Source organism: Paracoccus sp. IB05 (assembly GCF_016405985.1).
GTDB lineage: Bacteria > Pseudomonadota > Alphaproteobacteria > Rhodobacterales > Rhodobacteraceae > Pseudogemmobacter.
Window position 1 is genome coordinate 1 of record NZ_JAEFCF010000003.1, and the last position, 22,466, is coordinate 22,466.

General features: G+C 64.1%; 26 protein-coding genes. 17 read left to right on the forward strand and 9 right to left on the reverse strand.

Annotated features, from left to right (window positions below):
- Nucleotides 1–49: 49 nt before the first annotated feature.
- Entirely contained in the window at nucleotides 50–526 is a 477-nt protein-coding gene (locus JC607_RS02710; protein WP_198835416.1) for a pyridoxamine 5'-phosphate oxidase family protein, read from the reverse strand.
- A gap of 251 nt (nucleotides 527–777) precedes the next feature.
- Here JC607_RS02710 and JC607_RS02715 point away from each other — a divergent pair, with 251 nt between their 5' ends.
- The 6 genes from JC607_RS02715 to JC607_RS02740 all read left to right on the forward strand — a co-directional run bounded on the left by JC607_RS02715 (nucleotide 778) and on the right by JC607_RS02740 (nucleotide 7,872).
- Nucleotides 778–1,785, forward strand: a complete 1,008-nt coding sequence (locus JC607_RS02715) for a hypothetical protein (protein ID WP_233092582.1) — start codon at nucleotides 778–780, stop codon at nucleotides 1,783–1,785.
- Nucleotides 1,786–1,903: 118 nt separating this feature from the next.
- Complete coding sequence (locus JC607_RS02720; RefSeq protein ID WP_198835417.1) at nucleotides 1,904–2,221, forward strand: hypothetical protein; 318 nt, start codon at nucleotides 1,904–1,906, stop codon at nucleotides 2,219–2,221.
- Between the two features lie 160 nt (nucleotides 2,222–2,381).
- Nucleotides 2,382–3,623: an FAD-binding oxidoreductase gene (locus JC607_RS02725; RefSeq protein WP_198835418.1), complete on the forward strand. Its 1,242-nt coding sequence runs from the start codon at nucleotides 2,382–2,384 to the stop codon at nucleotides 3,621–3,623.
- Between the two features lie 112 nt (nucleotides 3,624–3,735).
- The gene (gene otsB / locus JC607_RS02730; protein ID WP_198835419.1) at nucleotides 3,736–4,605 is read left to right on the forward strand and encodes a trehalose-phosphatase; all 870 of its coding nucleotides are present in this window, start codon (nucleotides 3,736–3,738) and stop codon (nucleotides 4,603–4,605) included.
- A gap of 4 nt (nucleotides 4,606–4,609) precedes the next feature.
- Nucleotides 4,610–6,430: a glycoside hydrolase family 15 protein gene (locus tag JC607_RS02735; RefSeq protein WP_198835420.1), complete on the forward strand. Its 1,821-nt coding sequence runs from the start codon at nucleotides 4,610–4,612 to the stop codon at nucleotides 6,428–6,430.
- On the forward strand, nucleotides 6,427–7,872 hold the full coding sequence (locus JC607_RS02740) for a trehalose-6-phosphate synthase (protein WP_198835421.1): 1,446 nt from the start codon (nucleotides 6,427–6,429) through the stop codon (nucleotides 7,870–7,872). The genes JC607_RS02735 and JC607_RS02740 overlap by 4 nt, the downstream gene beginning before the upstream one ends.
- Here JC607_RS02740 and JC607_RS02745 read toward each other — a convergent pair.
- From JC607_RS02745 to JC607_RS02755, 3 genes are all read right to left on the reverse strand, one after another.
- On the reverse strand, nucleotides 7,869–8,135 hold the full coding sequence (locus JC607_RS02745; protein ID WP_198835422.1) for a hypothetical protein: 267 nt from the start codon (nucleotides 8,133–8,135) through the stop codon (nucleotides 7,869–7,871). The two genes, JC607_RS02740 and JC607_RS02745, sit on opposite strands and share 4 nt — an antisense overlap.
- A 68-nt stretch (nucleotides 8,136–8,203) precedes the next feature.
- Entirely contained in the window at nucleotides 8,204–8,977 is a 774-nt protein-coding gene (locus JC607_RS02750; RefSeq protein ID WP_198835423.1) for a peptidoglycan-binding protein, read from the reverse strand.
- 73 nt (nucleotides 8,978–9,050) lie between these two features.
- A complete protein-coding gene (locus tag JC607_RS02755; protein ID WP_198835424.1) occupies nucleotides 9,051–9,251 on the reverse strand; it encodes a hypothetical protein in 201 nt (66 codons plus the stop codon).
- Between the two features lie 265 nt (nucleotides 9,252–9,516).
- On the opposite strand from JC607_RS02755, the gene JC607_RS02760 reads away from it, so the two are divergent.
- The 3 genes from JC607_RS02760 (at nucleotide 9,517) to JC607_RS02770 (ending at nucleotide 11,393) form a co-directional block, all read left to right on the forward strand.
- A complete protein-coding gene (locus JC607_RS02760; protein WP_233092584.1) occupies nucleotides 9,517–10,089 on the forward strand; it encodes a hypothetical protein in 573 nt (190 codons plus the stop codon).
- Nucleotides 10,090–10,170: 81 nt separating this feature from the next.
- Nucleotides 10,171–10,920 (forward strand): cytochrome c oxidase assembly protein, encoded by a 750-nt coding sequence (locus tag JC607_RS02765; protein ID WP_198835425.1) that lies wholly within the window; start codon nucleotides 10,171–10,173, stop codon nucleotides 10,918–10,920.
- On the forward strand, nucleotides 10,917–11,393 hold the full coding sequence (locus JC607_RS02770) for a CopD family protein (protein ID WP_198835426.1): 477 nt from the start codon (nucleotides 10,917–10,919) through the stop codon (nucleotides 11,391–11,393). The genes JC607_RS02765 and JC607_RS02770 overlap by 4 nt, the downstream gene beginning before the upstream one ends.
- Here the strand turns inward: JC607_RS02770 and JC607_RS02775 are convergent.
- Nucleotides 11,360–11,896 (reverse strand): DUF2231 domain-containing protein, encoded by a 537-nt coding sequence (locus tag JC607_RS02775; protein WP_198835427.1) that lies wholly within the window; start codon nucleotides 11,894–11,896, stop codon nucleotides 11,360–11,362. The genes JC607_RS02770 and JC607_RS02775 overlap by 34 nt on opposite strands.
- A gap of 48 nt (nucleotides 11,897–11,944) precedes the next feature.
- Between JC607_RS02775 and JC607_RS02780 the strand changes: the two genes are divergently transcribed.
- Genes JC607_RS02780 through JC607_RS02790 form a run of 3 tightly spaced genes read left to right on the forward strand, consistent with a single transcriptional unit; the run spans nucleotide 11,945 to nucleotide 15,371 of the window.
- Nucleotides 11,945–12,601: a cytochrome c oxidase subunit II gene (locus JC607_RS02780; RefSeq protein ID WP_198835428.1), complete on the forward strand. Its 657-nt coding sequence runs from the start codon at nucleotides 11,945–11,947 to the stop codon at nucleotides 12,599–12,601.
- Nucleotides 12,598–15,054 carry a cytochrome c oxidase subunit I gene (ctaD, locus tag JC607_RS02785; RefSeq protein ID WP_198835429.1) on the forward strand — a complete coding sequence of 819 codons (2,457 nt, stop codon included), beginning with the start codon at nucleotides 12,598–12,600 and terminating at the stop codon, nucleotides 15,052–15,054. Before JC607_RS02780 ends, ctaD begins: the two co-directional genes overlap by 4 nt.
- A complete protein-coding gene (locus JC607_RS02790) occupies nucleotides 15,054–15,371 on the forward strand; it encodes a hypothetical protein (RefSeq protein WP_198835430.1) in 318 nt (105 codons plus the stop codon). Before ctaD ends, JC607_RS02790 begins: the two co-directional genes overlap by 1 nt.
- On the opposite strand, the gene JC607_RS02795 is transcribed toward JC607_RS02790, so the two are convergent.
- Genes JC607_RS02795 through JC607_RS02805 form a run of 3 tightly spaced genes read right to left on the reverse strand, consistent with a single transcriptional unit; the run spans nucleotide 15,368 to nucleotide 16,382 of the window.
- Complete coding sequence (locus JC607_RS02795) at nucleotides 15,368–15,652, reverse strand: hypothetical protein (RefSeq protein ID WP_198835431.1); 285 nt, start codon at nucleotides 15,650–15,652, stop codon at nucleotides 15,368–15,370. The two genes, JC607_RS02790 and JC607_RS02795, sit on opposite strands and share 4 nt — an antisense overlap.
- Nucleotides 15,649–15,840 (reverse strand): DUF3008 family protein, encoded by a 192-nt coding sequence (locus JC607_RS02800; RefSeq protein ID WP_198835432.1) that lies wholly within the window; start codon nucleotides 15,838–15,840, stop codon nucleotides 15,649–15,651. Before JC607_RS02800 ends, JC607_RS02795 begins: the two co-directional genes overlap by 4 nt.
- Before the next feature lie 17 nt (nucleotides 15,841–15,857).
- Nucleotides 15,858–16,382 (reverse strand): MgtC/SapB family protein, encoded by a 525-nt coding sequence (locus JC607_RS02805; RefSeq protein ID WP_198835433.1) that lies wholly within the window; start codon nucleotides 16,380–16,382, stop codon nucleotides 15,858–15,860.
- Between the two features lie 414 nt (nucleotides 16,383–16,796).
- Here JC607_RS02805 and JC607_RS02810 point away from each other — a divergent pair, with 414 nt between their 5' ends.
- Entirely contained in the window at nucleotides 16,797–17,093 is a 297-nt protein-coding gene (locus tag JC607_RS02810; protein ID WP_198835434.1) for a PRC-barrel domain-containing protein, read from the forward strand.
- A gap of 106 nt (nucleotides 17,094–17,199) precedes the next feature.
- Here JC607_RS02810 and JC607_RS02815 read toward each other — a convergent pair whose 3' ends face one another.
- Complete coding sequence (locus JC607_RS02815; RefSeq protein WP_198835435.1) at nucleotides 17,200–17,790, reverse strand: exopolysaccharide biosynthesis protein; 591 nt, start codon at nucleotides 17,788–17,790, stop codon at nucleotides 17,200–17,202.
- A gap of 155 nt (nucleotides 17,791–17,945) precedes the next feature.
- Between JC607_RS02815 and JC607_RS02820 the strand changes: the two genes are divergently transcribed.
- The 4 genes from JC607_RS02820 to JC607_RS02835 are packed head-to-tail and all read left to right on the forward strand — an operon-like array spanning nucleotide 17,946 to nucleotide 22,404.
- Nucleotides 17,946–18,668 (forward strand): gluconate 2-dehydrogenase subunit 3 family protein, encoded by a 723-nt coding sequence (locus JC607_RS02820; RefSeq protein ID WP_198835436.1) that lies wholly within the window; start codon nucleotides 17,946–17,948, stop codon nucleotides 18,666–18,668.
- A 3-nt stretch (nucleotides 18,669–18,671) separates the two neighbouring features.
- On the forward strand, nucleotides 18,672–20,441 hold the full coding sequence (locus tag JC607_RS02825; protein WP_198835437.1) for a GMC family oxidoreductase: 1,770 nt from the start codon (nucleotides 18,672–18,674) through the stop codon (nucleotides 20,439–20,441).
- A gap of 12 nt (nucleotides 20,442–20,453) precedes the next feature.
- Nucleotides 20,454–21,839: a cytochrome c gene (locus JC607_RS02830; RefSeq protein ID WP_198835438.1), complete on the forward strand. Its 1,386-nt coding sequence runs from the start codon at nucleotides 20,454–20,456 to the stop codon at nucleotides 21,837–21,839.
- A 49-nt stretch (nucleotides 21,840–21,888) separates the two neighbouring features.
- Entirely contained in the window at nucleotides 21,889–22,404 is a 516-nt protein-coding gene (locus JC607_RS02835; RefSeq protein WP_198835439.1) for a superoxide dismutase family protein, read from the forward strand.
- The last annotated feature ends 62 nt before the right edge of the window (nucleotides 22,405–22,466 follow it).

Genomic DNA, 22,466 nt, shown 5'->3' on the forward strand with positions numbered 1-22,466 from the left:
CGGTCGGTGGGGTCCCTTTTGGACGCCGATCACCCCAGAAGCGGGGTCCTTATTGCAAGCCGTTCAACACCTTGCTTTTGTAATCCTCCTTCGGGTCTGCGCCGAACAACGCCCTGACTCCCGCAAAGAGCGAGGACGCATTTTCCCAGATCTGTGCGCCTTCCGGGTCAAGACGCAACACCCGAAGCTTCGGATCATCCTGGCCGTCAAACCATGCGGCAACCATGCTGTTCCAGAGCCGGTCAATCGCCGCCGGATCCTGACTGATGCTGACCCGGCCATGGATCGTGGCGAAGAGATCATGGCCCTTCGAGACAAAGGCTGCCACAGCACGGCCACCACCAGCGGTCACAATTTCATTGTCGATGCTGGTGAAAAACCAGATCGGGCCCCGGTCCTCGCCTTCGATAATTGCGGTCATGGGGCGGGTATGACCATCGTCTTTGCCCACAAGGCCCAGCATCATCACACGATCCGAGCGCAATGCGCTCCAGAGTTTGCTCTCCAGTTCAGCTGCTGTCGACATATCACCCTCCTGTTGCCGTTGAGGTGTGAACAGGCGGCCCGAGATTCTGTTCCCGCAGTGCCGGGCCGGTTGCGGCAGGAATTGCGGAACATTCACGTGATCGGCTGGTTGTGGCCAATCGGAAGCGCGGTGTCGCGCAGCCTGTTCAACACCGGAGGATCGTCATGCACAGCATCATCTATCTCGTTGGCCTCGTCGTGGTCGTTCTCGCGATCTTGTCGCTTCTCGGCCTGCGCTGAGGAGAGATCGCAATGGAACACAGCGAAACGCAGATCGCCCCCGTCGCAACCGCACCCGTTACAACAGGCCCCCTTGTTGACTGGGCCGCTGTGATCGCCGGTGCGGTCGTGGCCGCCGCGACTGCCGGTCTCTTCATGACCTTCGGAGCCGCACTCGGGCTTTCGACAATTTCAGCAGAACCCGGCGAGGGATCCTTTAGCCTCTGGATCATCGTAACGGGATTGTGGCTCGTGATCACCCTGGTCGTCAGCTATCTGGCGGGCGGGTATATTGCCGGTCGCATGCGGCGCCGGGTCGAGACCCTCCCGGGCGACGAGACCGCCACGCGCGACGGGATCAACGGGCTGGTGGTCTGGGGCCTTGGCATGCTGGTGACGGCCTGGATGGCCGCAGGCGTCGTGACCACGGTTGCAACCACGGCGGGTGAGGTCGCCGGCAATGCGACACAGGCCGCAGCCACTGCGGTTGGCGGTGCGGCACAGGGCTTTGGCGCAGCACTGCCGCAAGATGCCGGCGCTGCCGCGCTTGGCCGGATCGGCGACACCCTCAGCCGCCCCTTGCTTTCCGACACAGCACCTTCCGTCGCCGGAACGCCTGCCGCGCCGGGAACCGCCGCCCCTGTTGCACCCTCGGAAGACCCATCCGAACTGGCCCGTCAAAGCGCATCGATCCTTGCCGGTGTCGCCCTGAGCGGCGAGATCACCGAAGCCGACCGCGCCTGGCTGACCGGCGCGACTGCAAGGCTGAGCGGCCTTGAGCAAAGTGTGGTCGAAGCCCGGGTAGAGGCCGCGATCAGCGCGGCGCAGGAACTGCGGGCGGAAGCTGTAAGAATGGCAGACGAGGCAGAGGCCGCCGCCCGCGATGCGGCAGAAACCGCCCGCATCAGCGCGATCCTGACGGCCTTCATCCTGACGGCGGCCGCGCTGGTCGCTGGCGCGGCCGCTCTTTCCGGTGCGGTTCGGGGCGGCAGGCATCGCGACGAGGGGCGCATCTTCGGCGGTCTCAGCTATCGGCTGTGAGGCCCGACATTCAGAGCGAACCGGGCGGCATCCCGCCTGGAAAGGCGAACAGGAGCTGCCCCACAGGAACTTTTCTCCTGCTGCCCGGTTCTCTATTCACAGAACAAGGAGCTACGAAATGGCTGACGCTTTCGAAGACATCCGCACAAGCCTGGAAAAACAGATCGGGGATCTGAAGACCGAAATGGCGCGGATCAGCAAATCCCTTGCATCACATGCCTCAGATGCGGTGCAGGAGGCTGAAGACGCTTATGAAACCGGCAAAGGGCGGGCACGCGCTGTCGCAAGCCGGGTCCGTGACCAGGCGCATGTGGCGGCGGATGTCGCGCGGGAGAACCCGGTCACGACTTCCACAGTTCTGGTCGGCGTCGGTCTTCTTGGCATCGCCATGGGCTATTTGCTCAGCGGCAGCGCCGATGGCAATCGCCGCCGCTGAAATATGATCCGGACGGGGTTTCCCTCCTCCTCCGGGTCATTGCGCGACCCGCACCGATGCTTGTGCGGGTCGCAGCATGTCTCGGCCTGTCCGGACGGTTCAAAGCAGGTTCAGACCACGAGCATCTGCGCGCCCATGTTTTCTTCGCCAGAGGTTACGGATGGCCACACGATCCCGAAGTCATGACGCCCAGACCCGCAAGGACGATCTGCGGATCGGCAAACCGATCTGGCTGACGACCCCGCATTCCACGGTGCCCGCTGCGAAGAAACTCCCGCGCGGGCGCTTCGACGTGATCGTGATCGGGGCCGGTATCTCCGGCGCATTGATGGCGGAGGCGCTGACCCGGGCCGGAAAGTCGGTGCTTATCCTTGATCGCCGCCCGGCGGTGCGCGGGTCCACCCCGGCCTCGACCGCAATGATCCAGCATGAGATTGACATTCCCCTGACACGGCTGAGCCGCAAGATCGGCCCGGATCACGCCGGACGCGCCTGGGTGCGCTCGGTCGCGGCGGTGGCGGATCTGGTGGCGCTCTCTGCCCGGCTGGGGCTGGATTGTGGAATGGGCCCCAAGCCCGCGCTTTATCTCGCCGGAGATGAGATGGGCGCGCGGGCGCTGCGCAATGAGGCAGAGGCGCGCCACGGGGTCGGAATAAAAGCCGACTATCTGAAACGCGCAGACCTGATAGAGCGTTTTGGTATCGACCGCCCGGCGGCGATCCTGTCGCAGGATTCAGCCTCGGAGAACCCCGCGCAGGTGACGGCAGGGCTTTTGCGGGCCGTGCTGTCCAGAAAGGCGCAGCTCGTCTCGCCGGTTGAGATCACCGATATGGCGGAACTGCCCTCGGGAATCGCGCTCGCGACGCGGAACGGAGAGGTGCTGGTCGCCGAATATGCCTTTTTCTGCACCGGCTATGAATATCTGCCGCAGATGAAAACGGCATCGCATCATGTCACCTCGACCTGGGCGCTTGCCTCCCGGCCAATGCCACATCTGCCGGGCTGGATGCGGGACATGATCGTCTGGGAAGCCGCAGACCCCTATCTCTATTTCCGCAGTGATGAGGCAGGGCGCATCATCGCAGGCGGCGAGGATGAAGAGGCCGCCGACAGCAATTCCGACCCGGAAAAGCTGGCGAAAAAGGCTGGCATCATCGCCCGGAAACTGCACGATCTGACCGGGGTAAATATCGGCAAGCCAGCTTACACCTGGTCGGCGCCCTTCAGCGTGACAGATGACGGGCTGCCGATCATCGCCCGCGTGCCGGGCTATGTGCGATGCTTCGCCGCGATGGGATATGGCGGCAATGGCATCACATTTTCGGTCATCGCAGCGCAGATCGTGGCCGCAGCCATCGCGGGCAGCGACGACCCGGATGCAGCGATTTTTCGCTACCGCTGACTGCGGCACCGCGCCCCTCCGAGAATTCTCTGCGGCCCGCCTGCCCTTGCCATAAGCGAAGATCCGCCCCCGTTGTTTGCAACTGCAGCAAACTCTGTCCAGGATTGCGGCCATGACCACGGAAAACCGACAGGCTTCCCCCGCGGCTCAGAAGGTTCTGACACCGCTTCCCCCACATCAGACGAGGCCCCCGACAGCCGGGGAGGGAAGAGAGAGGGACCCCGCCCTGCCCGATCTGGCTGGCACGGCGCTGTTCCTGGACCTCGATGGCACGCTGCTGGACCTGGCCGCGACCCCTGATGAGGTAGTGCCGGAACCTGGACTTGCCGAGCTGCTGGCGTGGCTTGAGGATCACGTCTCCGGGGCGCTTGCTCTGGTGACAGGGCGGCGGGTTGGCTTTGTCGACAGCCTTTTCCCGCAACATCGCTTTACTGTGGCCGGTCTGCATGGGGCGGAAATCCGTCCCGGTGCGGTGGTGATGGAGCGCCCTGCCACAACCGCACCGCAAGGCGATACCGCAGCCTTCCGGGCGGCCTTTGATTTTATGCGCGCCAAAGCGGCGGACCATCCCGGACTTCTGATCGAGGATAAAGGCGCGGCCTTTGCCCTGCATTACCGTCTGGCACCCGATCTTCGCGGCATTGTCGAAGGGATCATGGCCGAGGCCCTTGTGATTGCCGGACCGGCCTGGCGCTTGCGGGACGGAAAATGTGTCGTCGAGCTTGGCCCTGCCGGAGTTGACAAAGGCGCGGCGCTTCGGAACCTTATGGCCTCGCCCCCGTTTATTGGCCGCCTGCCGCTCGCGGCCGGCGACGATCTGACGGATGAGGCGATGTTTCAGGCGGTCAACAGCATGGGCGGCCTGTCGATCCGTATCGGCGACCAGGACAGCCCCAGTGCCGCCATTCAACGCATCACAACGCCGGGGGCCTTCCGGTCCTGGCTCCACCAACTGGCGGGACCGTCCCGTCCAGGAGACTGAATTCATGACGAATACCCCCTGCCGCTCCCTGCCCGACCTTGATCGCGGCATCATCGGCAATGCAAGCCTTGCCGCCCTGATCGACCGGGATGGCAGGCTCGACTGGATGTGCGTGCCGCGCATGGATGGCGACCCGGTCTTCTGCGGCCTGCTCGGCGGAGGCCCGGAGGGCGGAGCGGATACAGGCGAAGGGGCCTGGTCCTTCCGGCTTGACCACCAGACCGGCAGCCACCAGCGCTATCTGCGCAATACCGCCATCCTTGAGACCATCCTCACCGATAAAGAGGGCAACGAGGCAAGGATCATCGACTTTGCGCCGCGCTTCCTGCGCAACGGGCGGATGTTTCGCGGCTATTCCGTGCAGCGCATCATCGAGCCGGTCAAGGGCACGCCCCGACTGACCGTCTCGCTGCGGCTCCGCTCGGACTATGGGGCCAACGCGCCCGGGATCACGCGCGGCACCAACCATCTGCGCTATATCCTTGGCCCCGAGGTGCTACGCCTGACCACCGATGCTCCGGTCGATTACATCCTGTCCGGGACGCCTTTCCTGCTGGAACGCCCGCAGGCCTTCATCCTTGGCCCCGATGAGAGCCTTTCGGATCATCCGATGGCCATTGCGCGCCATTTCCTGCGCGAGACGACCGATTACTGGCGCAACTGGGTGCGCAGCCTCGCCCTGCCCGCTGACTTCCAGGATGTGGTGATCCGCTCAGCCATCACGCTGAAGCTGTGTTCGAACGAGGAAACCGGCGCGATTGTCGCCGCGCTCACCACCTCGGTCCCGGAATTCGGCGCCAGCGGGCGGACCTGGGATTACCGCTTCTGCTGGCTCCGCGACAGCTATTTTACCGTCCAGGCGCTGAACAGCCTGAACGCGACGCGCACAATGGAACATTACCTCACCTATGTCTCGAATATCGCGGCGGGGTCTGACAGCGGCTATATGCAGCCCCTTTTCGGCCTGGGGCTGGAGCGGGTTTTGGATGAGCATATCGTGCCCGCTTTGCCCGGCTATCGCGGCTTTGGCCCGGTGCGGCGCGGCAATGCGGCTTTCAACCAGGTGCAGAATGACGGCTATGGATCGGTCATCCTGGCTGCGATCCAGTGTTTCTTTGACGAACGCCTGCCCGATATGGGCGATGAGGCCCTGTTCCGCAGGCTTGAGCGGCTGGGGGCCGAGGCCGAGGCCTGCTGGGATCAGCCCGATGCCGGTCTGTGGGAGTTCCGCACCCGTGAAGAGGTCCATACCCATTCCGCGCTGATGTGCTGGGCGGCCTGTGACCGGCTGGCGCGGATCGCGCGCAAGCTGGGCCTTGTGCCGGAAACCGAACGCTGGGTGGCCAGCGCCGCAAAGATCCGCGCGGCAATTTTTGAACGCGGCTGGAACGCCGAGCGCGGCTGCTTTGTGGCCTCTTTTGGCGGCGACGAAGTCGATGCAAGCCTGCTTCTGATGGCGCAGACCGGCTTTATCGCGCCGCAGGATCCGCGCTTTCTGGCCACCGTTGCAGCCTGCGAGGCGGATCTGCGTTTTGGAAACCACCTCTACCGCTACCGCCGCCCCGATGATTTCGGCGCGCCCGAGACCGCCTTCACCGCCTGCACCTTTTGGCTGATCGACGCGCTGGTGCGCACCGGCCGCAAGGAGGAGGCCCGCGAGATCTTTGACGATGTGCTGTCGCGGCGAAACCCGCTGGGGCTCTTGTCAGAAGGCGTCCATGTCGAAAGCGGCGAGCTTTGGGGCAATTTCCCGCAGACCTATTCCATGGTCGGGCTGATAAATGCCGCCATGGCGCTGTCGTGCCCCTGGGAGGAAGTGTTGTGAGCCGCCTGATCGTCGTCTCAAACCGGGTGCCCGCGCCCGACCGGCCGCCCCAGGGCGGGCTTGCGGTGGCTGTGCGCGCCGCCCTGTCCGAGCGGGGCGGGATCTGGATGGGCTGGTCCGGAGGCTCCTCGGGCGCGGAAGAGCCCGGCCCCCTCTCGCTGCATGAAGACGGCGCGATCACCTATGCGCTGAGCGATCTGTCAGAGCGGGATCTGTCGGAATATTACAACGGTTTCGCGAACAGCGTGCTCTGGCCGATCTGCCATTATCGCATCGATCTGACCGATTACAGCCGCCGCGATGCCGAAGGCTATTTCCGCGTGAACCGCTTTTTCGCGCAGCGGCTTGCGCCGCTGATCCGGCCCGATGACCTGATCTGGATCCATGATTACCACCTGATCCCGCTGGCCGCCGAGCTGCGCCAGCTCGGGTTCCGGAACCGGATCGGCTTTTTCATGCATATCCCCTGGCCTGCGCCGGATGTCTTCCTGACGCTGCCGGGCGGCGAAACGCTTTTGCGCACGATGACCAGCTTTGATCTGCTGGGCTTCCAGACTGAACCGGATGCCACGAATTTCGGCCTTTGCCTCAGCCGCAGCGGGCTTGCGCAGCCGGTGGCGGGCGAGCCCGGGGTTTATGCCGCGCAGGAGCGGCGCTTTCGGGTGGGGGCCTTCCCGATCAGCATCGACACCGGCGCTATCGGCCGCAGCGCGGGGAATGCGGTCCGCAATGTCGCCATGCGCAAATTCCGCGCCTCGCTGGAAGGGCGCAGCCTGATCATGGGCGTCGACCGGCTTGATTACACCAAGGGCCTGCCGCAGCGGATCCAGGCGTTTGGCCGTTTTCTGGAAACCAGCCCGGAATGGCTGGGGCGGGTGACCTATCTGCAGATCACACCGAACACCCGCGAAGGGGTCGCCGAATATGACGCGCTCCGCCAGGAGGTGGCCGGGCTTGCGGGCCAGATCAATGGCAGGCACAGCCGCCTCGACTGGATGCCTGTGCGCTATGTGAACCGCGCCTTCAGCCAGCAGACGCTGGCCGGTCTTTACCGGATCGCGCGGGTCGGGCTGGTGACGCCGCTCCGCGACGGGATGAATCTGGTCGCCAAGGAATATGTCGCGGCGCAGGATCCGGAAGATCCCGGCACCCTCATCCTGTCACGTTTCGCAGGGGCCGCCGCCGAGCTGGGCGAAGGCGCGCTGCTCGTGAACCCCTATGACGAGGAAACCATCACGCGCGCGGTCGCGCAGGCGGTCGCCATGCCGCGCGAGGAACGCAAGGCGCGCCATGCCGCGATGGCGGCTGTGCTGGCGGATCATGACGTCTTCGGCTGGTGCCGGGACTTCCTCCGGCACCTTGACCAGTTTCAGCCCCGGCTGCCGCCGGAGCTGGCCCCCGGTGATCCCGGGGACGTCCTGCAGACCCGACTGGAGGTTTAGGCCTTACGCAATATAAACGCCTGTGCCTGGCGGCGGATATATTGCGCAATAGGCCAGGTCCATCCAATCTCGCGTGACCGCGTCGGGCGCAGCCAGATCCAGTTCAGCAGCCCTGCCGGGACGCCCAGCAGAACCCCTGCAAAGGCGGCGATGACAAAGGTCGCCGGGTCGTAATAGCCAAGGGCCAGACCTGCGATCACCACGGTTCCCGCGATACAGGCGGCCCAGAGATGGACGAGCATTACGCGAAGCCAGGGAAACATCTTCTCCTCCTTTCATACCATGTCTCAGGTGCCCGAAGCCGCGGGCACCTGATCGGTCATGTGATCGGTCATGGGCCGGTCTGGCGGCGCAATTCGCGCAGCTGGTCTGCGGTGATATAGCCACTCGCGCGCAAGCCTTCGTCCCGCTGCCAGGCGGCAATGGCGCGGCGGCTGTTCTGCCCCAGCACCCCGTCTGTGCCCCCCGTCCTGTAGCCAAGCGCCGTCAGACGGCGCTGAATGTCACGGCGCTCGGAGACGGTAAGCCCCAGAAGACGCTCCTCGCTCCGGTCATCCGTGGCAGTATCATCGACCGGAGGTGCCACCCCTCCTGCCTGCTCCCGGATCTGGCGGACCTGGCGTTCGGTCACATAGCCGCTGGCTGTCGCGCCATTGGCCGATTGCCAGCCTCTGATCGCCTCGCGGGTCTTGCGTCCCCAAAGACCATCCGCCACCCCGGCATCATATCCCAGCGAGGTCAACTGGCTCTGGATCTGGCGACGCTGCTCGCGGCTGAGGGCCAGAGCCGCCTCGGTGGCACTTGCGCTGTCCGCCGGGGCAGGCGCAGGAGCGGGTTCGGTCGGACGCACCGAACCGCCCAGCCTTGCGATCTCGCGCTCGGCCTCGCTGCGGTGGGCACCGTTCGGAAATCTCGTCAGATAGGCACGCCAGCCGGTCAGCGTTCCGGCCCGCCGGGCTTCGGCTGCGGCCTGACGGTCGAGTTCCTGCACCAGCAGGCTCTGCGCGACACCCGAAACAATATCCTCCAGATTGCCCTGTGCCATGACCGGGGATTGCCCGCCGAGACAAAGGCACATCGCGATAGCGGAAACTGTCCTTCTCATCTGCTTGCTCCTTTCTTCAGGGGTCTAGCATCCCATCAATGAACGGGCGGGCGCATAGCCCCACCCGCAGCTTTCAGGAGGATGCAACCGGATCCTCCGGCGCATCGGGCGAGGGGATCGGATCTCCGACATCGGGAAGGTTCGGAATGTCAGGCCCCCGCCGCCCCGGAGCAGGATCCTGCAAGGGCGGATCGGGGGGATCTTGCGGCACGTCCGGCGCGGCGGGCGGAACCGGGATGACGGGCAGATCGGGGTCTTCGCCTCCATGTGGCATCACTTTTCCTCCGGTTGGTTGGCTGGCCGGGAGATGGCCAGGCATGTGCAAACAACTTCTGATCGCGGCTCATGTTCCCACGCAGACTGCGCTCCCGGCGTTTCTTTGCCCGGCCCGCACAAGATGTTCCTCGCGAGATCTCTGCGGAACAAACCCCCGGCTCACATGTTTCTTAATCCTGACTGCGAAGAACCGGCTCCGTTGGCGGGAAAACCGACAGGAAATTCATGTCCCTCAGCGGCACCGGGCGAATGGGAGGATTGCTATGCCAGCCCCAAACATGGCCGTGACAACCCGGCTTTTCAAAGACTATGCCGATGCGATGCGCGCCGTTGAACATCTTGAGGCGCTTTCCCTCCCCTCGGTCGAGCCGTCGATCCTCGGCGACGGCTCGCTGCGTGACTATCGCGACATGCAAAAGGCCTATGATCCTGACACGGGGGAGGAGGTCCAGATCCCGGATCCTGCGGCGGCCACCGCAGCCGGGGGTGTGCTCGGCGCAGCAGTGGGCGGCAGCGCCGGTCTCCTGGCCGGGCTCGGGCTGATCGCGGTTCCAGGCCTTGGGCCGGTTGCCGCAGCGGGCTGGCTTGTAACCGCCCTGACGGGTGCAGCGGGCGGCGCGCTTGCCGGTGCCACTTTCGGAGCGCTGATTGATCTCGGCATTCCTGAAGGCGATGCCGAGATCTACCGTGAGGGGTTCCGGCGCGGCAGCGTCGCCGTCTCGGTGCGTTTCCCGGAGGACTATCGTCAGGCGGTCGAAGAGGCCCTGTCCGCGACCGGTGCCCTTTCGCTTCCCGATCTGCGCAGACAGCTTCAGGCGGAGACCTGGCGCCATTGAGATGCACAGGGCCAGGATCTGCGATTTTCGCCGTTGTCTCACCCGACGGCGCCAGGACTTTGACGCATGGGAGAGAGTGTCATGGATGAGACAGGCAGACCGGAAACAATCCCCTGGTGTGGGCCAGCACCAGACCCGGCTGCGATCCTCGGCAGCTGGAACTTTCATCCGCTGCTTGTTCTGGCGCTGATTGCGCTGCTGATCCCTGGAATCGCACGGGCACAGAACCGCGTGATGTTCTGCGTGGCCTGGGCCGCGCTCGTCATCGCCTTTGTCTCACCGCTTTGCGCGCTGACCACGGCGCTTTTCAGCGCGCGGGCGCTGCATCATTTGCTGCTGGTCAGCTTTGCCGCGCCCCTGTTCGCGCTCGCCCTGCCGCTGCGCAGTATGCGCTTGTCCGGGGCGCTGGCGCCGGTATCGCTGCTGCTGACCGCTGGCGCATTGACACTCTGGCATCTGCCCGCCGTTTACAGCGCCGCCTGGGACAGCGCCCTGGTCTATTGGCTGATGCAGGCCGCGCTGCTGCTGCCCGCCTGGGCCTTCTGGTCGGCGGTATTCACCCCGGACCACCGTGACGCTGGCACGGTTCTGGTCAATGCAGCGCTAGTCGGCTCATTTGCCGGGGTGATGGGGCTGATCGGCGCGGTGCTGACCTTCTCGACCCGGCTGCTTTACACGCAGCATATGACCGGCCCGCTCGCCTGGGGGATCGAACCGCTGGCGGATCAGCAGACCGCCGGGCTGATCATGTGGGTTCCCGGCCTTGTGCCGCTGGCGCTGGTCGCGGGCGTCATGGCAAGGCGCGCCTGGCGGCTGGGAGAGGCCGCATGATCGCCGCGCTGAAATTCCTCCATGTCGCCGCGCTGGCCTGCTGGTGTGCGAGCCTGATCGCGCTGCCGCTTCTGATGCGCGCCCATGGCGGGGCGATGAGCCAGCGGCAATATGCGCGGTTCCGCCTGATCACCCATATCGGCTATATCGGCATCGCCACCCCGGCGGCGCTGGTGACGATCATGGCGGGCACCGGGCTGATCTTTGCCGCGCAGGTCTTCGCGCCATGGCTGCTGGTCAAACTGGCTTTTGTCGCCGCGATGGTGATGGTCCATGTCTGGTTCGGCCATCTGATCCAGCGCTCGGGCGAAGAACGGCGCAGCCAGTGGCAGGGCGCGCCGCTGGCCGGGCTGCTGATCGTGCTGCCGCTGATGGCCGCCGTTCTCGCGCTGGTCCTGGCCAAACCCGACCTTGCGCCCTTCCGCGCGCTGATCCCCGATCAGTTCCTGTCCCCACGCGCGGGGTCATCATGATCGTTCTGGGTGCCGAGACCATAGTCAAACACCAGCTTGCCACCGTGCCAGCCGGTCATCGCGGTCATGCCAGCCGCCAGCAGCGAGGCGAGGAAGCCCCAGGGCAGCACCGCCCCCGCAGGATCCCCGATCCGCATCCCCCAATTGGCGCCCAGCACCGACAAAAGCATTACAGCGAGGATGAAATGCGTCCAGCTGGCGGCACGGATGCGGATGCCCGGCACAAGCAGCAATTCAGCCGTCCCGGCAATCCCGGCGAGGATCCCCATCACAAATCCCACCCCCGCCGCCCAGAGCGCGGCGCGCGGCCAGAAGGGATCGCCCGTCCACCAGTAAAGCGCATCCGCGCCGAGTGTGCTGACACAAAGCGCGATGGGGAAGGCCACCAGCATGGCATGGATCGGGTGTCCTGCGACCGCGATTTTCGATTCCGTGCGGTGGAAGCTGCGATGCTCGTGGATCGGGTCGCGAAGCCTGCGGCGGGTTGGTCTGGCCTGTGCCATCTGCGTCTGTCCTTCTCTGTGTCCTTCCCAAAACCAGCGGTGGCGCTGATGGTTCCGGCGCTTGCCGGCTGTGGCGGGCCTCTCTCGACCCTTGCGCCCCAGGGGCCGGCGGCGGCGGATATCGCCACGCTCTTGTGGGCGATGCTGGCAGGGGCGGCGCTGATCACGGTTTTGGTGCTGGGGCTGATCTGGCACGGCTTTGCCCGCAGGAACCCCCGCGCCCCGGGAGAAGCCTTCTGGATCAAGGGCATGGGCCTCGGTTTCAGCTTTGCTGTGTTATTCGCAGTTGTCGGTTCCGGGATCTGGGTGGGCGAGCGGATCCAGGCCCGCCCCGGCGCGGATGTGGTCCGCGTCGAGGCGGTTGCCCGGCAATGGAGCTGGCGTTTCGGCCAACCGGGGCCAGAGGACGAGATCGTCTGGACCGAAGGCAGGCTGCACATCCCCGCCGGAACGCCGGTCGATGTCGTGATCCGGTCGGAAGACGTGATCCACGCCTTCTGGGTGCCGCAGCTCGCGGGCAAGATGGACGCCCTGCCCGGCCGCGATAATATCCTGCGGATCGAGGCGTCAAAGCCCGGCCTCTACCACGGAACCTCGGCTGAATTCTCCGGCACCGGCTATGCCGGGATGCGGTTCGAGGTGCTGGCCTATGATCCTGCCGCCCCGCCCGCCTTCTCCGATCTTACGACCCGCGAGGCCCCATGATCACGCCCAATCCGCCCCAACGCGCCCTGCGCCTGCACCGCGAGCTTGACCGGGTCTGGGGCCGTCCCGCCGGATGGCGCGGCATCCTCACCTCGGTCAATCACAGCGAGCTTGGCCTGCGCTTCATGGTCACGGCTTTCGTGTTCTTCGCCATTGCGGGCTGCCTTGCCATGCTGATCCGCGCCCAGCTGGCGACACCCGGCGGGGCCTTTCTGGACACCGCGCTTTATAACCAGTTCTTCACCATGCATGGCAGCCTGATGATGTTCCTCTTCGCCATACCGATGCTGGAAGGGCTGGGGATGTATCTGCTTCCCAAGATGCTCGGGTCGCGCGATCTGGCATTTCCCCGACTCTCGGCGCTTGGCTGGTGGTGCTATCTCTTCGGAGGGCTGATCATTTTGTCGGCGCTGGTCGCCGGTGTCGCCCCGGATGGCGGCTGGTTCATGTATACGCCTTTGTCGTCAAAGACCTACAGCCCGGGGATCAATGCCGATGTCTGGCTTCTGGGCGTCACCTTTGTCGAGATTTCCGCGCTGGCGGCTGCAGTCGAGATCACGGTGACGATCCTCAGGATGCGCGCGCCGAGGATGAAGCTCACGGAAATGCCCCTCTTCGCCTGGTATATGCTCGGGACCAGCGCGATGATGCTGGTGGGCTTTCCGCCGCTGATCCTCGCGTCAATGCTGCTCGAGATCGAACGCGCCTTTGACTGGCCGTTTTTCGACGTGACGCGCGGCGGTGATCCGCTTTTGTGGCAGCACCTCTTCTGGCTGTTTGGTCACCCGGAGGTCTATATCATCTTCCTGCCCGCCGCCGGCGCGATCTCCACCATCCTGCCGGTGATGTGCCGCACAAAGATCATGGGCTACGGCGCGATTGTCGCGGCCGTTCTGGGGCTGGTGTTTTTGTCCTTCGGCCTCTGGGTGCATCACATGTTCACCGTGGGCATCCCGCATATGGCGCTGGCCTTCTTTTCGGCGGCCTCGGCGCTGGTGGCGGTGCCGACTGCGGTGCAGATCTTCGCCTGGATCGGCACGATCTGGCAGGGGCGGCCCGAGATGCGGCTGCCGATGCTGCATCTGATGGGGTTCTTCTCGACCTTCGTGATGGGCGGTCTGACCGGTGTCATGCTGGCCATCGTGCCCTTCAACTGGCAGGCGCATGACACGGCCTTCGTCACCGCGCATCTGCATTATGTGCTGATCGGCGGCTTTGTCTTTCCGATGATGGCGGCGGCGGTCTACTGGATGCCGCTGTTTACCGGGCGGGCGGCGGTGCGTGGCCTTGGGCCAACGGCCTTCTGGCTGATCCTGATCGGCTTTCACGGCACCTTTTTCATTATGCATCTGACCGGCCTTCTGGGAATGCCGCGCCGGATTGATGTCTATCCTGACAACTCGGAATGGATATGGACCAATCTTGTAAGTTCCTTCTTCGGCTTTGTCATGGCGGCGGGTTTCGCGCTCTTCGCGCTGGATCTGCTGTTGCAGATCCTGTTCGGGGAAAGGACGCGGCGGGATCCGTGGCAGGCGGACACGCTGGAATGGGCGATGCCGATGCCCGCCCCCAGTTACAACATCGCCTCCCTGCCTTTTCCCGGCCAAAGCGCACTACAGCTTGCCCGGGGAGAGGGTCTTTTGCCCGGCGCCCCTCGCGGGCGGCGCGAGACGCTGGTGGTCGATGCGATCAGCGGCGCGCCGCGTCATATCGCGGTCCTGCCCGGTAACTCGGCCCTGCCAATTGTCACCGCCGCCGTGATCGGAGGCTTTGTGCTCCTGATGTTGTTCGGGTTCTATCCGCTGGCCCCCTTCGGCCTCGCGGCCATCGGGGTGACGGTGTGGCAATGGCATAAGTTCATGGGCAGCCAGAGTGACGAGCCGCCCATCGAGGCCGCACCGGGGGTAAGCCTGCCCGTAAACCACAGTGTTCCTGACGGTCTGGCGCGCACCGGACTAACCTGCCTTCTGATCGCGAATGGCACCTTCTTTACCTGTTACCTGTTCGCGGTTGGCTTCCTGTCGGTGATCGCGCCGGGCTGGCCTGCGCCGGAGAGCACTATCGGCACCCTGCCTGCGGGCACTCTGGCAGCCGTTCTGATCCTGATCCTGATTGCCGCCTCCGGGCTTGCGCGCTTTCCACTGGCCACCGGTTCAACGGTCGCCCTGCCCCTGCTGCTGCTCGGCCTCGGGGTGACCGGCGGGCTGGCCATGCTGCTCGATGATCCGACACGGCACGCGCGCGATGCGCTCCGGGCGGCGGGGCTGGGCTATGTCGCGCTGCATTGCGCAATTGCGGCGCTCTTTGCCCTGCTCTGTCTGGTGCAACGCCGGGACGGCAGACTGGCCGAGGGCCGTGTCGCCGCCTGGCCGATCTGGCGGGCCTGGCAGGATTTCACGCTCGCGACTACCCTGATCCTTGTCCTGCTAATCGCGGCACAGGAGATTTTGTGATGAGCTGGCCACTGCGCGCCCTTCTCGGCCCCACCCTCTGGGCCGTGGCTTTCGCGGTGATCTATGCCGCCCATGGTATCGGCTGCGCCCGGGGCTGGCCCGCCTATCAAGCCCCCGTCGGTGACCTGCATCACTTCACGATGATCCTGCTTTGGTTGCTGGCGGTCGGGGCGGCGAGCGCGATCCTGTGGCGCGCGCCACGCGGCAATGACACAAGCGACAGGATTATCCGGGCCGGAGGCTGGATCGGGCTCGCAGCCACGATCCTGACCCTCTTCCCGGTTCTGGGTCTGACCTCCTGTGGCGCGACCGGTTAAAGCCGCACGGCTGGCAGCATTTCCAGCTGATGCACCGTAAGCGCGGTTCCCAGCATGATCGCGCCATTCTCTTCGCGCCCGATCTCCATATCCCCGGCGACCAGTTCGATGGTCCTGCCATCGAGACAGAGGATGCCGCCCAGATCCACGAAGATGGTCGCGGATGAACCGCTGCCATGGACATCGCTCACGCAGCCGACAGGCTCATTGTTCGACGCAAAAACATGTTTGCCGACCAGCAGCGCGCGCGTGATCTCAGCCGGTTGCAAAGGCGTCATCATTCCTCATCCTCCACCCGGTCCGGCAATCCGTCATGAGGGGTGGAGGCGAGATCTTCCAGCTCTGCCTCGGTCATGCTGTCGAACATCTCTTTCGAGGCCCCGACCAGATCCTTGCGCGCCGTTTCACCCCGCTTTGCCGACAGGGCCGCACCTGCCGCTTTTTGCTGGGCCTTTGATTTAGCAGGCATAGCTCTCTCCTTTTATGTCAGTTTTGCTGATCCGGCGTAGCGCCCTCGCCGTTTTTCGCGATGCGCTGCGACACCCGCCGCAACAGCCAGAGCACAAGGATCGCAAGCACCGTCGCCATGATGGCAAGCGGCAGCAACCCGCTGCCACTTGCCAGCCCGATGGCCCCCGCCATCCACATGCCCGCCCCGGTCGTCAGCCCCTTCACCCTGCCGCCCGAGGTGATGATCGACCCGGCGGCAAGGAACGCCACGCCTGCGGTCACCGCCTCGATCAGGCGCAAGGGATCGGTCTGGATCTGGCTCACCTCCCGGAACTCCTGCGCCATGATCTCGGCCGCAATGATGGTGAAAAGGCAGGCGGCCATTGAAACGATCATATGGGTGCGCAGACCCGCCGCAGAGGCATGCAGCTCGCGCTCGAACCCGATTGCCGCGCCAAGGATGGCGGCGAACATCAGACGCAGCAGCGCCGCCTCTGCACTGACCGCCAGAAAGGGATTGCGGAATTCGGCGCTCAGGAGGGTGGCAAAGCTCTCGATCATATATGTCCTCGTCTGTGATGCGCGCCGCTCTGCACCTCTGACAAGCCGCAGGTGACAGGCAATGAAGCAGAACCATTCGCAACTCCGGGAGTTCCCGCCCGCAAACTTTCGCCGCGAGAACCCGCCGTCCCTTTCGCCCCCTTGCGGCAGGGAGCCGCCGAAAAAGGGCTGAACAGGAGCCCCCCACGACTGCCGGGGAACAAGCCAGGGGGCGGGAGGTTTATCCCCGGGAAGATGCCGTTTCGCATGTCAACCGGGCGCAAGGGTAAGAAGAATGCGATGGTTTTCCCGGTTTCCCATCGCAGCCAACGCATTGGCAGACGAGCTTCTGTCCCCTTTGCAGCGGCATCTTCACCGCATTTCCGTGCGGGAAACCGCCGCACGGACAACCCGCGATATCCAGAGGAGAAACTCATGGACCACAGCAGACACACGCCCCTGACCCATTCGGAACTGACCGAAGCCGTCCTGACCAGCGCCCCGATCTATGGGGTTGATGATCGCAAGGTCGGGACCATCTCGCATGTGCATGGCAGCGGGGCGGCAACCCAGGTTGTTGTTGATGTCGGCGGATTTCTGGGGATCGGGTCTAAGCCGGTGCTTCTCAGTGTCGATCAGCTGAACCTGATGCGCGATGAGAATGGCGAGGTTCATGGCAAAACCGCCTGGACCAAAGAGCAGCTGAAAGAGCTGCCTGAACATCAGCACTGATACCCCGCCAGCGGGGCGCCCGGATCCGGTTCGGGCGCCCTGTTTGTTCGTGTGCCCTGTTTGTCGGGGGGGCTTTTGCAGACAGGACATGCCGAAGTCTTACCGCTCACAGCATCGCCCCGCCGATCCAGCGCGCCATCCAGATCAAAGCGCCAAGACAGAGAGCAGCCAGTAGCAGCAAGGCGCCATCCCTCGTCAGCACAGCCGCCGCCACAAGCGCAATGAACCCCGATGCGACCGTTCCTGTGCCCGGGATCAGCTCCATGAAAGGCATCACAAGCGTGAGCGTGAGAATCAGAAAAAGCCACAGGTAAAGGAAGGGCTTCTCGGTCAGGAAGCTGAGCCTTGGTCGCAGGACATGATCAATTGCAGCGATCGGTCTGCGCAGCCAAGACACTGCGGAACGCAGGCGCGCGCCCGCGATTTCACGTTCAGATACCATATCTGGCAGCCAGACATGGCGTCTGCCGGCAATCATCTGCGCCACCAACAGGAATTCCAGCACCGCAACCAGACTTGTCACACCCGGCACAATGCTGGCCGGAGACACGGCAATCAGCGCGAAAATCAGCATGAGCGTCGCGAAGGAGCGTGTCCCGCTGGCCTCAACAATCGCGCCAACACTGACAGTCTCGGCCTCGCCCACTTCATTAAGCTGATCCAGCACCGCACAGAGCACATCAGTGTTTTCAGGCATATCCTGACCAGCCTCATTGATCCTACGGCATGGTGAAACTCCTGTACGGCGGGACTGTTCCGGATTCGCAGGAACAATCTGAGCCTGCGCCGGTTCAGGTTTCCCAGAGCATCCCGGATGCCGCTTCCAGCCCCGTTCACAGCCAGGGAAACGACATGACCGCCCCACCACAGAACCCCAAGCCGCATTTCCCCCTCAGCCACCCGGGTCGCCGGCAATTCCTCAGGGTATCCGCTGCCAGCTTTGCTGCGGCCGGTCTTTGGCCGTCCACCGTAGCTGCGCAGGATATGCCGCCTCTCAAAGACTATCCCCGCGCCTGGCTGACGGAAAACGAATGGGTGTTTGTCCTTGCTGCGGTCGCGCGCCTGATCCCGTCCGACGGTGAGGGTCCGGGTGCCATCGAGGCGCGGGTGCCGGTGTTTATCGACCGCGAGCTGGCGGGCGATTTTGGTGCGGCGACGGACTGGTATATGGAAGGCCCGCATCAGCCCGATGCACCACCGGAACTGGGCTGGCAATCCCCGCTTTCGCCCGCAGACATCTACCGCGCGGCTATTCCGCTTTTCGATGAATGGTGCGTCTCCCGCCATGGCACGGCTTTTGCCGATCTGGACGCGGCGATGCAGGACGAGGCGCTGACGGCACTTGAAGGCGGCGATGTCCCATTGCCGCCAGAGCTGCGCGATTTCTTTGACATCCTGCTCACCAATACCAAAGAGGGCTATTTTTCGGACCCGATCCATGGCGGCAATCACGGCATGGCCGCCTGGGTCCATATCGGCTTTCCCGGCGCGCGGGCGCATTACAGGGAATGGGTGGGGCGGCACAATATCCCCTACCCGCTCGGTCCGGTATCGATCTCGGGCGAGAGGGCCTGAGCCATGGCGAGACAGGATCCGAAGAAAGAAGTGGTGATCGTGGGCCTTGGCTGGACCGGCGCGATCATGGGGATGGAACTGGCCGAAGAAGGGCTGGAAATTCTCGCGCTGGAGCGCGGCCCCGACCGGCGCACCGTGCCGGAGATGAAATATCCTGAGATGATCGACGAGTTGTCGCAGGGCGAGCGGCACAAGATGATGCAGCGTCCCTCGCAGTCGACCATCACCATCCGGCGTGATCTGCATGAAACCGCGCTGCCGATGCGCAAATGGGGCTCGTTCCTGCTGGGGAATGGTGTCGGCGGTTCCGGCGTGCATTGGAACGGTCAGAACTGGCGGCCGCAGCCGGTGGAAATGGGACTGCGCAGTTATGTCACTGACCGCTGGGGTGCCGCGATCATCCCCGAAGACATGACCATCGGCGACTACCCCGTCACCTATGATAACCTGGAGCCGTTTTTCGACCGTTTTGAATATGTGGCCGGGATTTCCGGCATCGCGGGAAATCTCAACGGCGAGATCCGCGAAGGCGGCAATCCGTTCGAGGGCTGGCGGTCGCGCGATTACCCGATGCCCGCGCTGCCCGTCACATATAACGGCGCGAAATTCGCCGAGGCCGCGCGGGCCATGGGCTATCACCCTTTTCCGCGCCCGGGCGGCAATGCCTCGACCTCTTATGTCAATGAATACGGCATGCAGATGGGGGCCTGCAATTTCTGCGGCTTTTGCGAGCGCTATGGCTGTTATCAGTATTCGAAATCATCCCCCCAGACGACGATCCTTGCGGCGCTCTTTCGTAAGCCGAATTTCAGCTACCGCACCGGGGCCGAAGTCCTGCGCGTCGAGATGGCAGCGGACGGCCTGACCGCGACCGGCGTGACATATTTCGACGAAGATACCGGCGAAGAGGTGTTCCAGCCCGCCGATATCGTCATCCTCGCCGCCTATCAGATCGAGAATGTTCGGCTGATGCTGATCTCTGGCATCGGCCAGCCCTATGATCCGGCCACCGGCAAAGGTGTAACGGGGAAGAATTACGGCTATCAGATCACCGGCTCGACCTCGATGTTCTTCAGGGATGAGCATTTCAATCCCTTTGTGGGGTCCGGAATCAATGGCGTCTGCATTGATGATTTCGGCATGAATGCGATTGATTTCGGGGCCGAGGGGTTCATTGGCGGCGCCTATATCTCTTCAGCCCAGACCAATGGTCAGCCGATCCGCTCGATGCCTTTGCCCGAGAATACACCGGAGTGGGGCGCCGGCTGGAAATCGGCGATTGCCGAATGGTATGGCCATGAGATGAGCATCTCGCATCATGCCTCGGTCATGTCTTACCGGGGCCATTACTGCGATCTGGATCCGACCTACCGCGACCGCCATGGCCGCCCCCTGATGCGGATCACCTTTGACTGGCATCCCAATGAGCTGCGGCTGAACGCCTTTCTGCAGGAAAAGATCGAGGCTCTGGCGCGCACGATGCAGCCCGATCTGATGAAATCCAGCTATAAGGATTTCGACAGCCGCTATGATGTGCGGCCCTATCAGACCACCCATAACACTGGCGGCGCGATCATGTCACAGACGCCGGAGGGCGGCCCGCTGAACCGCTATCTCCAGGCCTGGGACAAGCACAATGTCTTTGTGACCGGCGCGGGGGCCTTTGTGCAGAACACGCAGTATAACCCGACCGGCCTCGTGGGCGGCCTCGCCTATTGGGCGGCAGATGCGATCCGGCGCCAATATCTGCGCAATCCCGGCCCGCTGGTCTGAGGGGGGTATGAGATGAAAACCGTCCTTCGCCTCTTCACGGCCCTTGCCCTGGTCGCGGTCCTGTTCATCGCGGGCCTGATCTGGATCCCGGTCAGCCGCACCCCCGCCTCCGAGGCCTTGCCCGCTGATTGGGCACCTGAACCCGGCGCGGGTGAATATGCCATGCGGGCGGGCGATTGCATGGCCTGCCATACCGCCGAGGGTGGCGCGGATTTCGCAGGCGGGCGGGCGATCCACAGCCCGCTCGGCACGATCTATACCGCGAACATCACCCCAGACCCGGAAACCGGCATCGGCGGCTGGACCCTTGATCAATTTCGCGCAGCCCTGGTCGACGGGCTCAGTGCCGATGGCAGCCATCTTTATCCGGCCATGCCCTATGAGAATTACCGCCTGCTGACCGAAGGCGACATCCGCGCGCTTCACACCTATTTCATGGAAGAGGTGCAGCCGGTCCGCATTGATGTGCCCGAACCCGATCTGCCCTTCCCCTTCAACCAGCGTTGGGGCATCCGCGCGCTGAACTGGCTAATCCTTACCCATGACAGCGGGTTCAACGGGATCATGGGCGACAAGGTGCTGGATCGCGGCCAGTATCTGGTCGAAGGACCGGGCCATTGCGCCGCCTGCCACAGCCCGCGCACCGCCTATATGGGCCAGGACGGGATCACGGCGGATCAGCCCGCCTTCCTGACCGGCGGTTACATCGACGGCCAGCAAGCGCCCGCCCTGCGGGGGCCGGGAAGCGTGATCCGCGACTGGCCTACCCCGGAGCTGACCGCCTTCCTTGCCACCGGGCGCAACTTCGCCGCGACTGCCAATGGCGAGATGGGCCTCGTGGTCGAGCATTCACTGCAATATCTGACCGATGCGGATATCATCGCCATGGCGCGTTTTCTGAAGGCGCTTGACGGCCAGCCCCATGACCCGCCGGAAATGACCGTGCCCCGGGGGCCCCTCGCCCGCCCTGCCGCTCAGGCGGATGCGCGGGGCGAGGCCACGGCCCGGATGCTGACCGAGTCCTCCCCGGACATGCCTTTAGGGGCAAGGGTCTTCATGGACAATTGCGCGCAATGCCATTTCGTCACCGGCCGCGGCTCGCCTGAGATCTTCCCGGCCTTGCAGGACAATAGCCTAGTTCTCTCCGATGAGATCACGCCGCTGGTGTCGATCATCCTCTGGGGTGCCACGGTCGAGGGCACGGCGCAGCGACCGATGCCGCTGGTGATGCAGGGCTATGAGGCGCGTCTCAGTGACGACGACATTGCCGCCCTGACCAGTTTTCTGCGCGAGGCCTGGGGCAATGACGCAGCCCCCGTCTCTCCGGAAGCGGTCCGCGACATCCGCGATGATGGCCCGCCGGAGGCGCGACAGGACGATGGCGCGCTCATGGACTGACCGCTCTGGAACAATCCGGGTTTCTACACCCATATCAAAGGATCAACCGATGAAACCGCTAACCATTGGCCTCTTTTGCGCAGCGCTTGCCCTGCCCTCCACCGCTTTTGCCCAAGAGGCCCAGACGAGCTTTGTCAGCCTCGACGGGGTCGAGACCGGCACCGCCACCCTGACCGAAACCCGGGGCGGCGTGCTGATTGACCTGGAGCTGGGTGGCCTTCCAGCCAATGCCTGGCTTGGGTTCCACATCCATGAGACCGGCAGCTGCGACCCCCATAGCGGACACGACTCCGCCGGTGGCCATTTCAACCCCGGCAATGTGGAACATGGCGTGCTGTCGGAAACCGGCCCCCATGCCGGGGACATGCCGAACATCCACAGCGATGCGGATGGCTTTGCCCGGGTGCAGGTACTGAACCCGAACGTGACCCTCGGCGAAGGCAATAATTCCATCCGGGGTCGCGCCCTGATGGTCCATGCCGGGGCGGATGATCACCGCAGTCAGCCGACCGGAAATGCAGGGGACCGCCTGGCCTGCGCCGTCATCGACCAGGCCGCACCCTGAACAGGAACAAAGTCCAGGACCCCGCGGTTCATCAGAGACCGGCGCAGAGCCGGGCAACCGAG

Excerpts from the sequence above, each read along its gene's own strand:
- JC607_RS02710 (WP_198835416.1), bottom strand. The coding sequence starts at position 526 with ATGTCGACAGCAGCTGAACTGGAGAGCAAACTCTGGAGCGCATTGCGC.
- JC607_RS02715 (WP_233092582.1), top strand. The coding sequence starts at position 778 with ATGGAACACAGCGAAACGCAGATCGCCCCCGTCGCAACCGCACCCGTT.
- JC607_RS02720 (WP_198835417.1), top strand. The coding sequence starts at position 1,904 with ATGGCTGACGCTTTCGAAGACATCCGCACAAGCCTGGAAAAACAGATC.
- JC607_RS02725 (WP_198835418.1), top strand. The coding sequence starts at position 2,382 with ATGGCCACACGATCCCGAAGTCATGACGCCCAGACCCGCAAGGACGAT.
- otsB (WP_198835419.1), top strand. The coding sequence starts at position 3,736 with ATGACCACGGAAAACCGACAGGCTTCCCCCGCGGCTCAGAAGGTTCTG.
- JC607_RS02735 (WP_198835420.1), top strand. The coding sequence starts at position 4,610 with ATGACGAATACCCCCTGCCGCTCCCTGCCCGACCTTGATCGCGGCATC.
- JC607_RS02745 (WP_198835422.1), bottom strand. The coding sequence starts at position 8,135 with ATGTTTCCCTGGCTTCGCGTAATGCTCGTCCATCTCTGGGCCGCCTGT.
- JC607_RS02750 (WP_198835423.1), bottom strand. The coding sequence starts at position 8,977 with ATGAGAAGGACAGTTTCCGCTATCGCGATGTGCCTTTGTCTCGGCGGG.
- JC607_RS02755 (WP_198835424.1), bottom strand. The coding sequence starts at position 9,251 with ATGCCACATGGAGGCGAAGACCCCGATCTGCCCGTCATCCCGGTTCCG.
- JC607_RS02760 (WP_233092584.1), top strand. The coding sequence starts at position 9,517 with ATGCCAGCCCCAAACATGGCCGTGACAACCCGGCTTTTCAAAGACTAT.
- JC607_RS02765 (WP_198835425.1), top strand. The coding sequence starts at position 10,171 with ATGGATGAGACAGGCAGACCGGAAACAATCCCCTGGTGTGGGCCAGCA.
- JC607_RS02770 (WP_198835426.1), top strand. The coding sequence starts at position 10,917 with ATGATCGCCGCGCTGAAATTCCTCCATGTCGCCGCGCTGGCCTGCTGG.
- JC607_RS02775 (WP_198835427.1), bottom strand. The coding sequence starts at position 11,896 with ATGGCACAGGCCAGACCAACCCGCCGCAGGCTTCGCGACCCGATCCAC.
- JC607_RS02780 (WP_198835428.1), top strand. The coding sequence starts at position 11,945 with ATGGTTCCGGCGCTTGCCGGCTGTGGCGGGCCTCTCTCGACCCTTGCG.
- ctaD (WP_198835429.1), top strand. The coding sequence starts at position 12,598 with ATGATCACGCCCAATCCGCCCCAACGCGCCCTGCGCCTGCACCGCGAG.
- JC607_RS02790 (WP_198835430.1), top strand. The coding sequence starts at position 15,054 with ATGAGCTGGCCACTGCGCGCCCTTCTCGGCCCCACCCTCTGGGCCGTG.
- JC607_RS02795 (WP_198835431.1), bottom strand. The coding sequence starts at position 15,652 with ATGATGACGCCTTTGCAACCGGCTGAGATCACGCGCGCGCTGCTGGTC.
- JC607_RS02800 (WP_198835432.1), bottom strand. The coding sequence starts at position 15,840 with ATGCCTGCTAAATCAAAGGCCCAGCAAAAAGCGGCAGGTGCGGCCCTG.
- JC607_RS02805 (WP_198835433.1), bottom strand. The coding sequence starts at position 16,382 with ATGATCGAGAGCTTTGCCACCCTCCTGAGCGCCGAATTCCGCAATCCC.
- JC607_RS02810 (WP_198835434.1), top strand. The coding sequence starts at position 16,797 with ATGGACCACAGCAGACACACGCCCCTGACCCATTCGGAACTGACCGAA.
- JC607_RS02815 (WP_198835435.1), bottom strand. The coding sequence starts at position 17,790 with ATGCCTGAAAACACTGATGTGCTCTGTGCGGTGCTGGATCAGCTTAAT.
- JC607_RS02820 (WP_198835436.1), top strand. The coding sequence starts at position 17,946 with ATGACCGCCCCACCACAGAACCCCAAGCCGCATTTCCCCCTCAGCCAC.
- JC607_RS02825 (WP_198835437.1), top strand. The coding sequence starts at position 18,672 with ATGGCGAGACAGGATCCGAAGAAAGAAGTGGTGATCGTGGGCCTTGGC.
- JC607_RS02830 (WP_198835438.1), top strand. The coding sequence starts at position 20,454 with ATGAAAACCGTCCTTCGCCTCTTCACGGCCCTTGCCCTGGTCGCGGTC.
- JC607_RS02835 (WP_198835439.1), top strand. The coding sequence starts at position 21,889 with ATGAAACCGCTAACCATTGGCCTCTTTTGCGCAGCGCTTGCCCTGCCC.